We start from the raw sequence: 12,768 nt of genomic DNA, 5'->3' as shown, positions 1-12,768 counted from the left end.
TCTCATGCTGCGCACAGTGTATCTCAAGGCTGTATATTCATACAGTTATCCGGTGCATTTGGAGGTGCCCATGACCGAAGTCCATGTCCCGCTGCAGATCATCAAGGGCCGCGGCACGGCGGCACGCACGCCGCACCGATTCATGCGCGATGCGCGCGCGGCGTTCGACGATGGCTGGGGTGGCCCCACGGCGCAGGAGGGGGAGGACGGCGCGCCGCCTCCGCCCGCCACCCAGGTGATCCTGGAAACCGCGCGCAGCGCGATCTGCGCCAATGATTCTCCCGACATCTTCTTCGATCACTCCGTCAATCCCTACCGCGGCTGCGAGCATGGCTGCGTCTATTGCTATGCACGGCCCACGCACAGCTACCTCAACCTGTCGCCCGGGCTGGATTTCGAGACCCGCATCATCGCCAAGCACAACATCGCCGAGGTGTTGCGCGACGAGCTTGCGCGCCCCGGCCACGTGCCGCACCTGCTCAACGTGGGCTCGGCCACCGACTGCTACCAGCCGGTCGAGCGCGACCTGGGCCTCACGCGCGCCGTCATCGAGGTGCTGCGCGACGTGCGCCACCCGTTCTCGCTCATCACCAAGTCCAGTGGCGTGGAGCGCGACATCGACCTGCTCGCGCCGCTCGCGCGCGACCGCCTGGCCGCGACCTACGTGACGATCACCACGCTCGACCCCGTGCTGGCCCGTCGGCTGGAGCCGCGCGCCGCGGCCCCGCACCGCCGGCTGCGCACCATCCGCACCCTGGTGGAGGCGGGCATTCCGGTGGGCGTGAGCGTGGCCCCGCAGATCCCGTTCATCACGGAGGATATGGAGCAGGTGCTGGAGGCCGCGCGCGATGCCGGCGCCACCTCGGCCTTCTACACCGCCATCCGCCTGCCGTGGGAGCTGGACGGACTCATGCGCGAGTGGCTGGAACTGCACTATCCGCAGCGCGCCGAGCGCGTCATGGCGCGCATCCAGGACCTGCACGGCCTGGACGCCGAAGCGCGCGCGGCCGGCCGCAGCTACGACAGCCGCTTCGGCTCCCGCATGAAAGGCAAGGGCCTGTGGGCCGACCTGCTGCGCCAGCGTTTCATGGCCGCGTGCCGGCGGCTGGGGTTGAACCGGGAACGGATCGAGCTGGACATGGCGCAGTACCGGCCAGGGTTGGCAAGGGGGCAGGGGAGCCTGTTCTGAAATCAGGCGTTGCCTCGAGGCCATTTCCAGTTGCGCTGCGGCAGCGCCATCGCCGCCACGCCCGACACCACGAGTGCGACGCCCATCCACGCCGCAGGCTGCAGCCTTTCCCCGAGGAACACCACGCCGATCCCCACGCCGATGGGTACGCGCAGATAGGCCTGTGCCGTGGTGCCCACGCTGCCCAGGGTGCGCAGCAGGCGGAAATAAAGGACGAGGGCGAGCGCGGTCGAGAACACCGCGAGGGCGAGCAGGGCCAGCAGGGATGACCGGCTGGGAACGAGGGTCCATGGGCGGTCGCAGAGCAGGCTCAGCGGCAGCAGCACGGCCGCACCGCACAGCAGCGATCCGGCGGCGGGCAGCACCGGGTCCATGCTGCGGAATCGCTGCCCGAAGAGGGCGGCAACCGCATAGCAGAGCGAAGCTGCCACGATGGCGAGCTGGACCCAGGTGCCGTGCCCGGCGCCTTGCCATGCCTCCATGCCGACGATGCAGCAGGTGCCCAGCATGCCGCAGGCCACGCCTGCCCATTGGCGTGCCGTGGCGGCTTCAGGGCCACGGGCGAGCATGGCGAGCAGCACGGCGAAGAGGGGCGAGGTGGCATTGAGCACCGTTGCCAGCGCCGCGTTCACGGTCAGCTCGGCCCAGGCGATCAAGGTGAATGGCACGACGCTGTTGAGAACGGCCTGCAGCAGGAACGCCGTCCAGGTCCTTCCATCCCGCGGCAGGTGCAGGCCGCGCCAGCGGGCGATGCCGAGCAGCAGCACGCCTGCGACGAGGGTACGGGCCGCGATCAGGGTGACGGGCGGAATGGTTTCGACGCCGATGCGGATGAAGGTGTAGGACGCTCCCCAGCAGGTGGAGAGCGCGAGCAGCAGGGCCAGTTCACGGACGATGGGGGCGGGCGGGCTGGATCGCATGGAGGTTTTTCCGGAGGTCGATGGTTCGCGGTACCGGAAAGTCTCCCGCCATGCCGGGAAGGAATCCTTCGCGCTGGAGCGAAGGGTTGGAGTTGCGGAGGCGTCAGTCCCGCTTCTCCTGCAAGTGGAGCCGCGTCAGCAGATGGTCCCTGGGCGGCATGGGTTCCGTCAGCCAGCGATCGAGCATGGCGCCGTTGCCGGCCGCGGGGTGCGTGGCAGTCCGGGTACCGGAGGCCGGGCGAGGGGCGGGGTCTGCTGCCTCCGTGCCCCTGTCCGTCAGGCTTCCGATGTCCGGCAGCGATGCCATCGCGTCATGGTACGAAGCCGTACTGGCCAGGGATGGCGGCGGTGCTTCCGGGTGGAGGCTGGTGAGCGACTGGGAGGTTCGCGCGTCCTCGTATTCCGTGGAGGATGCAAAGGAATGCCAGTCTGTGCGGCTGCTGGCCTCCGATCCGTCCATGGGCGTGCTTGCTTCCGGGGAGGGCGCCTGGGTGGGTGATGCCATCGGCCGCAACCGAGCATATCCCGAGTGGGGGACCGGGGGTTTGGGATTCTCTTCACGGAGGCGCTGGCGGCGCTCCTCTGCGTCTTCCACCTTCTCCCGCCGCAGCGCTTCGCGAAGCGTCATGCCTCCGGGAGGAGCCAGCTCGTCCGCAGGGCGCTCCCGGATGGTTGCCAGGGATGGAGGGCGCGGCTCCCGCTTGCCGGTGTGCCCTCTCGACCACGGATTCATGGTGTCCGAGCGCCCTGGCCGCGGGCCGGCGTCTTCCATCTCGTGGGTTTCCGCGGAAATCCATCCGTCGTCCCGCAGGCCCTTCAGCAGGTTCTCGATGCCTTCTTCGCTGAGGTCTAGTGCGGCATCGTCTGGAAAATCGTGGAGGCCTGCTCCGGCATGCGGGCTCGACGCGATGGGGCGGCCCGCATCCCTGGGCATTTCCGGCAAGGCATTGCGCGGCGGCGGGCTCGATGCGGATCCCCGGGCATGGCGGGCCGAAATCCCAACCGATGGCGTGGCTTGCCTGCTGCTCCGGTGCGAGGAGGGGCCCGCGTCCGACGTTGGGCCTTCCGGTGCGGCCCCGGACGGAAGGTGTTTGCGCGACGCCGCGCCGCTGTGGAGCCAGGCAAGGAGTTTGGTCATGGTGGTGAGCCACGGCTGTGCTTTGGAGGGTTCCCATACTGCGACGGACTGGCGGAAATCATTTCGTGCCTGCGAAGTGCGGTGCGGCGGGGCGAAGCGCTTTGCCTTTCGCAAGGTGCGTGGCTCCAGGGAACCGTGGATGCAAGAAGAATCTGCGGCCTCTGCCGTGAAAACGCAATTCGCTGCGGTTGGGAAGCCGGTTTCGGCCGCGCGGAACAGGCGGAAATTCCTAAGCTCGATGCCATCCCCGTCCTCTCGTCCATTTGTTTCTTTTCGGGAATTTCCAGGAGTTCACCCATGGCCTTGCGTGATTTCAAAGTGCTCACTTTCGACGTTGTCGGCACCCTCATCGATTTCGAGGGAGGCATGCTGGCCTACCTGCGCGAGGCCGTGCCGGGTTCGCCCGTGTCCGACGAGGCGTTCCTCGCGGCGTACCGCACGGCCAGGAAGAGCGGCGATACCGATGCGTATCCCGATGACCTCGTGCGCTGCTGGCATGCGATCGCACCGCAACTGGGCCTGCCCGACAGCGACGCCCTCGCGCAGGGCTTTCGCGATTCCGTGCCGCGCTGGCCGGCGTTTCCCGATGCGCCCGAGGCGCTGCAACGCCTGCGCCGGCATTTCAAGCTGGTGACGATGACCAATGCGCAGGCCTGGGCGCTGGCGCATTTCGACCGCACGCTGGGCGCCCCGTTCGACCTGCTGCTGTCCGCCGACGATGCCCTGTGCGAGAAGCCCGATGCGCGCTATTTCGCCTATGCGCGCGGCCGCTACGAGGGTGCCTGGGGTTTCCGTCAGGCGGACAACCTGCATGTGGCGCAGAGCCAGTACCACGACATCGGCATCGCGCGGCGGCTGGGCATCCGCAGCTGCTGGATCGAGCGGCGCCACGGCATGAAGGATTCCGGCGGCACCATCGAGTCCGAACACACCGTGCCGGATTACCACTTCCATACGCTGGCGCAGCTGGCTGACGCGGTGGAGGCGGGCCAATGAGCCTGCAGGACGCCGCCCGGCCCGTCGCCGACCTGCTGCCCGACCTGGTCGCGCTGCGCCGCGACCTGCATGCCCATCCGGAACTGGCCTACGAAGAGCGCCGCACGGCCGGCATCGTGGCGCAGTCGCTGCGGCTCCTGGGCCTGGAAGTGCACGAGGGCATCGGCGGCACCGGCGTGGTGGGCACGCTGCGGATGGGCACGGGACCGCGCAGCGTGGGCCTGCGGGCCGACATGGATGCACTGCCGATGGTGGAGCTGGGGCGTGCGCCCCATGCGAGCCGCCATGCGGGCGTCCATCACGGCTGCGGGCACGACGGGCACACGAGCATGCTGATCGGCGCGGCGCGCCAGCTGGTGCGCGCGGGTGGGCTGGACGGCACGGTGCATTTCATCTTCCAGCCCGCGGAGGAGGGGCAGGGTGGCGCCCGCCGCATGATCGAGGACGGCCTGTTCGAGCGCTTTCCGTGCGACAGCGTCTATGCGCTGCACAACTGGCCCGACCTGCCCCTGGGCGCGGCGCGCACGCGGCCCGGCCCCATCATGGCGGCGGCGGACCGCTTCGACATCGCCGTGCGCGGCCGCGGCGGCCACGCGGCGCAGCCGCACCATACGCCCGACGCGATCCTGGCGGCGAGCCAGCTCGTCGCCCAGCTCAACACCATCGTGGCGCGGCGCATCGACCCCGGTGAATCGGCCGTGCTTTCCGTCACGCGCATCGAGGGCGGCCAGAGTCACAACGTGCTGCCCGCCGAGGTGCGCATCACGGGCACGGTGCGCAGCTTCGACCCCGAAGCGCAGGACCGGATCGAGGCAGCGCTGCGTGCCGCCTGCGAGGGCATCGCGCTGGCGAGCGGCACCACGGTGGAAGTGAACTACCTGCGCTACTACCCGGCCACCATCAACACGGGCCCTGAGGCCGCGCTGGCGCTGGAGGCGGCGACTGCCATCGGGCTGGATGCCGAGGTGGCCCCGCGGGCGGCGTTCACGTCGGAGGATTTCGCCTTCATGCTGCAGCGCAAACCGGGGGCGTATCTCTGGCTGGGGCAGGGGCGGGCGGATCCGGGGCCAGAGGGGGAGCGGCCTTTGCACCATCCTTGCTATGACTTCAATGATGAGGTGATGGGGTTGGGGGTGGGGTGGTTTTGTGAGGTGGCGCGGCGGGTGGTGGGGGCGGGTTGAGGGCGGGGGCCGGGATGTGCGCCCGGCGGCGCACCTACTTTCTTTTGCTTCGCCAAAAGAAAGTAGGCAAAGAAAAGGCGAGCCCTGGTGTCTGCGTCCCCCTTCGCCCCGCAGGGGCGAAGGGGGCAGCCTGCGGTGCTCGGTCGCGGGGCGGCGCCGTGGAACTCGCTTCGCGCTGGCGCGCTGCGCTCGGACAACCACGGCGAGTCAGATCACGAAGCAGGCGTGTCCTTCGGCACGCCTGCCCGCCCCCCGCCCTGCGCTCCTCGGCGCAGACACGAGGGCGGGGTGCCGCATACGGGCCATTGCTTCGCTCGGCCCTTGGTGCGCGAGTGCTGTGCACCGCGCACCGTTTTTCTTGGGGGCCGAGCAACGCGAAGGCCCGGGTCACTCCCTTCTGGATGCGCCTGGGGCGCGCAGGGGGTGGGGTGGCGGACGTGCCGAAGGACACGCCCGCTTCGTGAACTGACTTGCCGTGGTTGTCCGAGCGCAGCGCACGGAGTGCGCGCAGCGAGTTCCACGGCACACCCCACCCCCGAGCACCCCAGGTTGCCCCGTTCGCCCCGCGGGCGAACGGGGTCGCATCCAGCAGGGTCGCCCTTTCTTTGGTTACTTTCTTTCGGCGAAGCGAAAGAAAGTAACTCGCCCGCCGGGGCGAGACCCGGCCCCCGCCCTCAAAAAAATCACCTCTGATGCGGAAACAACCGCTCAATAGGACAGTGCGTCTTGATGAACGGCGACTTGATGACGATGTAGCTGAAGTACTTCGCGATGCCGATGTTGCGCTGCAGCAGTTCCTCGATCACTTCCTGGTAATGGTTCACGCCCCGCGTGATGAAGCGCAGCAGGTAGTCGTAGCCGCCACTGACAAGGTGGCATTCCAGCACTTCGTCCACTTCGCGCAGCGCGGCTTCGAAGCGCGCGAAGTCTTCACGGCGGTGGTCCGAGAGGGTGACTTCGGTGAACACCGTGAGGGTGTCGCCGAGCTTTTCCAGGCGCAGGTGGGCGCCGTAGCCGGCGATGTAGCCTGCCTGTTCCAGGCGCTTGACGCGGATCAGGCAGGGGCTGGGCGAAAGGCCCACCGCATCCGCGAGGTCCACGTTGGTCATGCGCCCGTTCTTCTGCAACTGCGCAAGGATGCGCAGGTCCAGTCGGTCGATCTTGAAGGCTTCGTTCATGGCGGCTTGGCAAGCAGGAATACAGGCAGGAAGTGTGCGCGCTGTGGCCGGGTTCTGCGCGGTTTCTCGTCAGGCCGCCAGGGATTTCCGCACGTCGGGCCAGTCCAGCACTTCGTCGAGCGTCTTGCGCAGGCGCTCGAACAGGAGGGTGAACTCCGTTTCGCTGAAGACCAGTGCCGGTGCGAAGCCGAGGATGTGGTCGCCGAAGGAGCGGAACACCAGGCCGTTGCGGTAGCCGGCGGCGAAGATGCGGTCGGCGAGGCCCAGGGCAGGGTCGAAGCCGCGCCGGGTGGCCTTGTCGCTGACCAGTTCCAGTGCACCGAGCAGGCCGCGGTGGCGCGCGTCGCCGACCAGGGGATGGCCGCGCAGCATGTCCAGGCCGGCAGCGAAGTGCGCGGCGCCGCGCTGGCCATTGGCCAGGATGCCGCCTTCCTCGTAGAGCCGCAGCACTTCCAGGGCGACGGCTGCGCTCACCGGGTGGGCGGAGTAGGTGGCGCCGTGGCCGATGGGAGCGCCCCTGGGCGCGCCGTCCGCGATGCCGGCATAGACCTTGTCGCTCAGCAGCGTGGCACCCATGGGCGCGTAGCCGGCGGTGAGCCCCTTGGCCATGGTCATGATGTCGGGCTCCACGCCTTCGGCATCGCAGGCGAACATGGGGCCGGTGCGGCCGAAGCCGGTGATGACCTCGTCCACGACGAAGAGGATGTCCAGTTCGCGGGCGGCTTCGCGCATGGCCTTGAGCCAGCCTGCGGGCGGCACGATCACGCCGCCCGAACCCTGGATGGGTTCGCAGAAGAAGGCCGCGACGTTGTCCGCGCCCAGCTCGGCCACCTTGGCGCGCAGGTCCGCGACCGAGGCGGCGATGAGTGCCTGCGCATCGGCGCCCGCGGGATGGCGGTAGGGGTTGGGGGAGGGGATGTAGTGCTGCGTGGCCAGGGGCAGGTCGAAGCCCCGGTGGAAGGCCGGCAGCGCCGTGAGGCCTGCGCCGGTGGAGGAAGAGCCGTGGTAGCCGCGCTCCAGCGCGATGAAGTGCTTCTTGGAGGGCCGCCCGGTGTTGTTGTAGTACTGCACGATGAAGCGCACCGCGGCGTCCACCGAGTCGGAGCCCCCCAGCGTGAGGTACACGTGGTTGAGCGATCGCGGCGTGATCTGCACCAGCTTCTCGGCGAGGCGGATGGCCGGCTCGCTGCTGAAGTGGAAGTAGCCCGTGGCGTACGGCAGGCGCCGCATCTGTTCGGCCGCCGCCTGCACCACGCTTTCCTGACCGTAGCCGACGTTCACGCACCACAGCCCCGCGAAGGCGTCCAGCAACTCATGGCCCCGGGCATCCGTCAGCCAGGCACCGCGGCCGGAGGACAGCACGGTCGGACCGCGCTCCTCGTGGGTTCGCCACGGCGACACGGGATGGATCAGGTGGGCCCGGTCGATGGCGTCGAGCGAGGCAAGCGTGGACAGGTCGGCGATCTGGTTCATGGCGGGGGGCTCCTCCGGAAGCGGAATGGAATGGACAGGACAGGACGGTCGATGTCGTACAGCTTAGGGCGGGCGGCTTCCGCGGTGGTGCTGCTTTCCACCCCCGCTGCGAAGCAGGCTGCGGTTGTGCGGAGCCGAACGGCAGATCGTGCGGCGGGCCAGTGCTCAGTAGCCGCGGCTCCGGTCCACCAGGCCTTCCATGGGCTCGCCGGCCTCGAAGCGGCGCAGGTTGGCGATGGCCGCGGCCGCGGCGGTGCGCGGCTGCGTCATACTCGCGATGTGCGGCGTGAGACGCACCCGGGGGTGCCGCCAGAAGGGGTGCGTGGCGGGCAGCGGCTCCGGATCGGCCACGTCGAGCACGGCCTCGGCGATCTGTCCCGTGGCGAGCGCGGCCAGCAGGTCGACCTCCCGCAGCTGCGGGCCGCGGCCCACGTGCACGAGGCTGGCGCCCTGCGGCAGCCGGGCGAACAGCCCGGCGTCGAGGAAGCCGCGCGTGGCATCCGTGAGCGGCAGCAGGCAGACCAGGATGTCGGTGCGCGCGAGGAAGGCGGGCAGTTCGTCCTCGCCCGCGAAGCACTGCACGCCGGGCACGGCGTGGCGCGAGCGGCTCCAGCCCGCGCAGGCGAACCCGAAGCCCGCGAGCTGTGCGAGCACGGCCTGGCCCAGCGATCCCAGGCCCAGCACGCCCACGCGGCGCTCCGCGGCGGTGCGCACCGGCAGCGGCTTCCATTCGGCCCTCTGCTGCTGGCGCCGGTATTGGGGCATGTCGCGGTGCAGGTCGAGCACGGCGTGGCAGACGTATTCCACCATGCCGCGCACGATGCCCGGCTCCACCATGCGGACCACGGGCAGCTGCGGCGGCAGCGCGGACAAATCGAACTGGTCCACGCCGGCGCCCGAGGAAAACAGCACCTGCAGGCGGGGAAAGCGCGTGGCGATGTCCGGCGGCGGTTCCCAGGCTGCGAGAAAGCGCACCTGCTCCGGATCGCCCGCGTCGGGCCAGATGCGGAACTCGATATCGGGCGCCTCGGCGGCGAACACTTCGGCCCACTGGCGGCCGCGCACGGGATCGGATTTGTAGAGGAACACCATCAGCCGACAGCCTGCGTGATGATGGCGAAGAGGTGCGCACCGCCCTCGGGCGGCAGCTCCAGCGGGGCGCCCCGCACCATGGTGGTGGGTGCGTCCACGCGCAGCAGGCCGATGCTTTCCAGCCATTCGGCGAGCCCGCTCGCCCAGTCGATGTCGATGCGCGTGAAGTGGCCCGCATTCAGGCCCGCAAGATGGGCGATGAGGGCCTTGGCGCCCTGGGCGTCCGGCGCCACCACGGGGCCGATGGCGTGGCCGCGGCCGAAGCGGCGCAGCATGGCGAAACCGCGGGGCGTGGCGTCCTGGTCCACCAGCACGACGCAGGCTTCGGCCGTGGCCGCGAGGTCGTCGACCAGCGCGTCGCGCGGCATGCCGCGCGCCTCGGCGTCCAGGCGCCGCAGGGCCTCGGCCTCGTTGAGGCCGGCGGGGCGCAGGCGCCAGCCCGGCTCGAGCGCGATCAGCGGCGTGGGCAGGGCCGTGCCCTGGTGCTGGCGGATCTCGCCGGTGCGGATGAAGCCCAGGCGCTCGTAGAGTCCCCGGCCTTCGGCCGTGGCGTGCAGCAGCACGGTGCGGTCTTCCATCCCTTCGAGCAGTGCGTTCATGAGGCGGTGGCCGATGCGCCGGCCCTGGCATGCCGGGGTGACGATCACCAGGCCGATGCAGGCATGCCGGTCGCCCCAGAGCCAGCGCTGCGCGGTGGCGACGATCTGCCCGTCGCGCTCGGCCACCAGGCCCTGCGCGTGCGCGAACATCTGTGCCCAGTCGCTGGGACGGTGCGGCCAGCGCAGTTCTGCCGACAGCGCATGCGCCTGGGCGAGGTCGGCCTCGGTCATGGGGCGGATCAGCACGCCATCGTCGGCGACGGTGCCGGCGGCGAGCGAGGGGGTGGAAAGCATCGGCGAAGTCCTTTGGTGGGCGAAAGAGGGGTGCGGCCCGTGCACGGTGGTCCTATCTTGGACGACATCCGCGCGCCGTGCCATAGCGCGCTAGGGGTTTGCCCGCAACTTGCAAGCTTCGTCTGCGCGGTGGGGTGGTTTTGCAATTCGCTGCGGCGCGGCCCCCGCCAACGGACACAAATGCCAGGGGTTGTTACCTAGGATCACCCATCACCGCGGCCCATCGGCGAGCGGTGCTTTTTCCACGGGATCCTGCGCACCATGCTCCTTCACGGTTTCTCCTGCACCGCCACGCGTTCGCCCCTGTGCCGGGCCGCCCGCGCGTGGCCGCGGCATGGCGCAGACGGGGTTCCGTGCTTCAAAAGCGTGCCTCGCGCGCCTGCTGCGGTGCACCAACGGTGCAGGCTCGCACGCAAGCGGTGCGCGCCGCACAGCATGCCGCCGGGGCCCCCGCAAACCGCAACTTTCTCGCGTGCCACCCCCGCAATTCCCAACGACGGCCGCGAAGCCGCGTGCTTCAATCACTTCGTAATGAAAACGTCGCACAGGGCGCACAGGCACCCGGCGGCCCGCCCCGGTCGGTGACCGGCAGAACCCCGAGAGAACCTCAGGAAACCGAGACCATGACTTTCCGTCCCAAGTACATCACCTTCGACTGCTACGGCACGCTCACGCGTTTCCGCATGGGGGAGATGGCCCGCGAGATGTTCGCCGACCGCGTGCCTGCCGACCGCATGGAGCAGTTCGTCGCCGATTTCACGGCCTACCGTTTCAACGAGGTGCTGGGCGACTGGCAGCCGTACGAGCAGGTGCTGAAGAACGCGATCCGCCGTTTGTGCAAGAAGTGGAACCTCCAGTATTTCGACCACGAGGCCCAGCGCTACTATGACGCCGTGCCGACCTGGGGCCCGCATGCCGACGTGCCCGCGGGCCTCGCCAAGGTGGCCACGGAGATTCCGCTCGTGATCCTCTCCAATGCTTCGGACGACCAGATCCACCGCAACGTGGACATGCTGGGCGCGCCGTTCCACCGCGTGTATACCGCGCAGATGGCCCAGGCCTACAAGCCGCGCCTGAAGGCGTTCGAGTTCATGTTCGATTCGCTGGGCTGCAATCCCGAGGACGTGCTGCACGTGTCCTCCAGCCTGCGCTACGACCTGATGTCGGCCGACGACATCGGCATCGTGAACAAGGTGTTCGTGAACCGCGGCCATGGCCCCGGCAACCCGGCCTACCGCTACACCGAGATCCAGGACATCGGCGGCCTGGCCGGCGTCGTCGGTCTCTGATCCGGTGCATTCCGCGCGCCCGGCCTGATGTTCCGTCCACCACCTTCCGCAGACCTTCCATGAAGCTCGACTCCTACTGGCTCGATTCGCTGCCGCCCCTGGCGGTGCCCACGCCCGGCCTGCCTGCGCGGGTGGACGTGGCCATCGTGGGCGCGGGCTTCACGGGGCTGTCCGCGGCGCATGCGCTGGCACGGCAGGGCGCCAGCGTGGCAGTGCTGGAGGCGGGAACGACCGTGGCGCCTGAGGCCTCGGGCCGCAATGGCGGCCACGTGAACAACGGGCTGGCCGTGGACTATGCGGACGTGGCCGCCCGCGTCGGCGTGGAACAGGCGCGCGCCTGGTACCACGCCTACGATGCCGCGGTGGACACGGTGGCGCGGCTGGTGCGCGAGGAGTCCATCGATTGCGACTTCCTGCGGCACGGCAAGCTCAAGCTCGCCACCCGGCCGCAGCACCTGGACGCGCTGCGGCGCAGCGCCGAGAGGCTCGTCGCCGACGGCGTGGACACCGATGTCGAGGTGCTCGACGCGGCCCGCGTCGCCGCGGAAGTGCAGAGCGACCGCTTCGTCGGCGGCCTGCTCTACAAGCGCAGCGGCCAGATGCACATGGGGCGCTTCGCCCTGGGCCTGGCCCGCGCAGCGGTGCGCCACGGTGCACAGATCCACCTGGGCACCCGCGTGGACCGCCTCGAGCGGCTGCAGGGCCAGGCCCACCGGCTGCACACGGCCCGCGGCCCGGTCGAGGCGAAGCAGGTGCTGCTGGCCACCGGCGCCTCGCGCCATGGCGGCTACGGCACGTTCGGCTGGCTGCGCCGGCGCATCGTGCCGATCGGCAGCTTCATCGTGGTGACGGAGCCGCTGGGCGCCGAGCGCGCGCAGGCCCTGCTGGCCGGCCGCCGCACCTACGTGACCATCGCCAACATCCACCATTACTTCCGCCTCACGGCCGACCACCGCCTGGTGTTCGGCGGTCGGGCGAAGTTCGCGGTCTCCAGTCCCCAGCAGGACGCGGCCAGCGGCGAGATCCTGCGGCAGGGGCTCGCCGAGACCTTTCCGCAGCTCGGGCAGGTGCGCATCGACCACTGCTGGGGCGGGCTCGTGGACATGACGCAGGACCGCCTGCCCCATGCCGGCGAGCGCGACGGTGTCTTCCATTCGATGGGCTACAGCGGGCATGGCACGCAGATGTCCGTCCACATGGGGCAATGCATGGCCGAGGTGATGGCCGGCAATGCCGCCGCCAATCCATGGCGTGGCCGCGAATGGCCGGCCATTCCCGGGCACTTCGGCCCGCCCTGGTTCCTGCCGGCCGTGGGGCTCTATTACCGCCTCAAGGACCGGCTCGGCTGATGCCGCGGCCACCGCTGCCTTTTTTCACCGTCCCTTCCTTCCGTTTTTCCAGGTCCCACAAGGAGTCCAC

At 69.5% G+C, this 12,768-nt stretch carries 11 protein-coding genes; 5 read left to right on the top strand and 6 right to left on the bottom strand.

Features of this window, described 5'->3' with window-relative positions:
* The first annotated feature begins 70 nt into the window (after positions 1-70).
* Complete coding sequence (locus tag ACGHC0_RS15765) at positions 71-1,189, top strand: PA0069 family radical SAM protein (protein WP_415266087.1); 1,119 nt, start codon at positions 71-73, stop codon at positions 1,187-1,189.
* A 2-nt stretch (positions 1,190-1,191) separates the two neighbouring features.
* Here the strand turns inward: ACGHC0_RS15765 and ACGHC0_RS15760 are convergent, their stop codons facing one another.
* A complete protein-coding gene (locus ACGHC0_RS15760) occupies positions 1,192-2,109 on the bottom strand; it encodes a DMT family transporter (RefSeq protein ID WP_415266086.1) in 918 nt (305 codons plus the stop codon).
* A 103-nt stretch (positions 2,110-2,212) separates the two neighbouring features.
* Positions 2,213-3,247: a hypothetical protein gene (locus tag ACGHC0_RS15755; RefSeq protein ID WP_415266085.1), complete on the bottom strand. Its 1,035-nt coding sequence runs from the start codon at positions 3,245-3,247 to the stop codon at positions 2,213-2,215.
* 297 nt (positions 3,248-3,544) lie between these two features.
* Here ACGHC0_RS15755 and ACGHC0_RS15750 point away from each other — a divergent pair, with 297 nt between their 5' ends.
* Positions 3,545-4,243, top strand: coding sequence for an HAD-IA family hydrolase (locus ACGHC0_RS15750; protein WP_368351863.1), 699 nt, complete (start codon positions 3,545-3,547; stop codon positions 4,241-4,243).
* A complete protein-coding gene (locus tag ACGHC0_RS15745) occupies positions 4,240-5,424 on the top strand; it encodes an amidohydrolase (RefSeq protein ID WP_368351862.1) in 1,185 nt (394 codons plus the stop codon). The genes ACGHC0_RS15750 and ACGHC0_RS15745 overlap by 4 nt, the downstream gene beginning before the upstream one ends.
* A gap of 683 nt (positions 5,425-6,107) precedes the next feature.
* Here the strand turns inward: ACGHC0_RS15745 and ACGHC0_RS15740 are convergent.
* From ACGHC0_RS15740 to ACGHC0_RS15725, 4 genes are all read right to left on the bottom strand, one after another.
* Positions 6,108-6,602, bottom strand: a complete 495-nt coding sequence (locus tag ACGHC0_RS15740; RefSeq protein WP_013595359.1) for an Lrp/AsnC family transcriptional regulator — start codon at positions 6,600-6,602, stop codon at positions 6,108-6,110.
* 69 nt (positions 6,603-6,671) lie between these two features.
* Positions 6,672-8,075: an aspartate aminotransferase family protein gene (locus ACGHC0_RS15735; protein ID WP_415266084.1), complete on the bottom strand. Its 1,404-nt coding sequence runs from the start codon at positions 8,073-8,075 to the stop codon at positions 6,672-6,674.
* 165 nt (positions 8,076-8,240) lie between these two features.
* Positions 8,241-9,167 (bottom strand): 2-hydroxyacid dehydrogenase, encoded by a 927-nt coding sequence (locus ACGHC0_RS15730; RefSeq protein WP_415266083.1) that lies wholly within the window; start codon positions 9,165-9,167, stop codon positions 8,241-8,243.
* Positions 9,167-10,060 carry a GNAT family N-acetyltransferase gene (locus ACGHC0_RS15725; protein WP_368351859.1) on the bottom strand — a complete coding sequence of 298 codons (894 nt, stop codon included), beginning with the start codon at positions 10,058-10,060 and terminating at the stop codon, positions 9,167-9,169. The genes ACGHC0_RS15730 and ACGHC0_RS15725 overlap by 1 nt, the downstream gene beginning before the upstream one ends.
* A 623-nt stretch (positions 10,061-10,683) precedes the next feature.
* On the opposite strand from ACGHC0_RS15725, the gene ACGHC0_RS15720 reads away from it, so the two are divergent.
* A complete protein-coding gene (locus ACGHC0_RS15720) occupies positions 10,684-11,349 on the top strand; it encodes a haloacid dehalogenase type II (RefSeq protein ID WP_415266082.1) in 666 nt (221 codons plus the stop codon).
* A gap of 59 nt (positions 11,350-11,408) precedes the next feature.
* Positions 11,409-12,698: an NAD(P)/FAD-dependent oxidoreductase gene (locus ACGHC0_RS15715; protein WP_415266081.1), complete on the top strand. Its 1,290-nt coding sequence runs from the start codon at positions 11,409-11,411 to the stop codon at positions 12,696-12,698.
* The last annotated feature ends 70 nt before the right edge of the window (positions 12,699-12,768 follow it).

The organism is Acidovorax sacchari, assembly GCF_042847045.1.
Lineage (GTDB): Bacteria > Pseudomonadota > Gammaproteobacteria > Burkholderiales > Burkholderiaceae_C > Paracidovorax > Paracidovorax sacchari.
The sequence above is the reverse complement of the archived record's forward strand: the minus strand, read 5'-3'. Positions and strand labels throughout refer to the sequence as shown.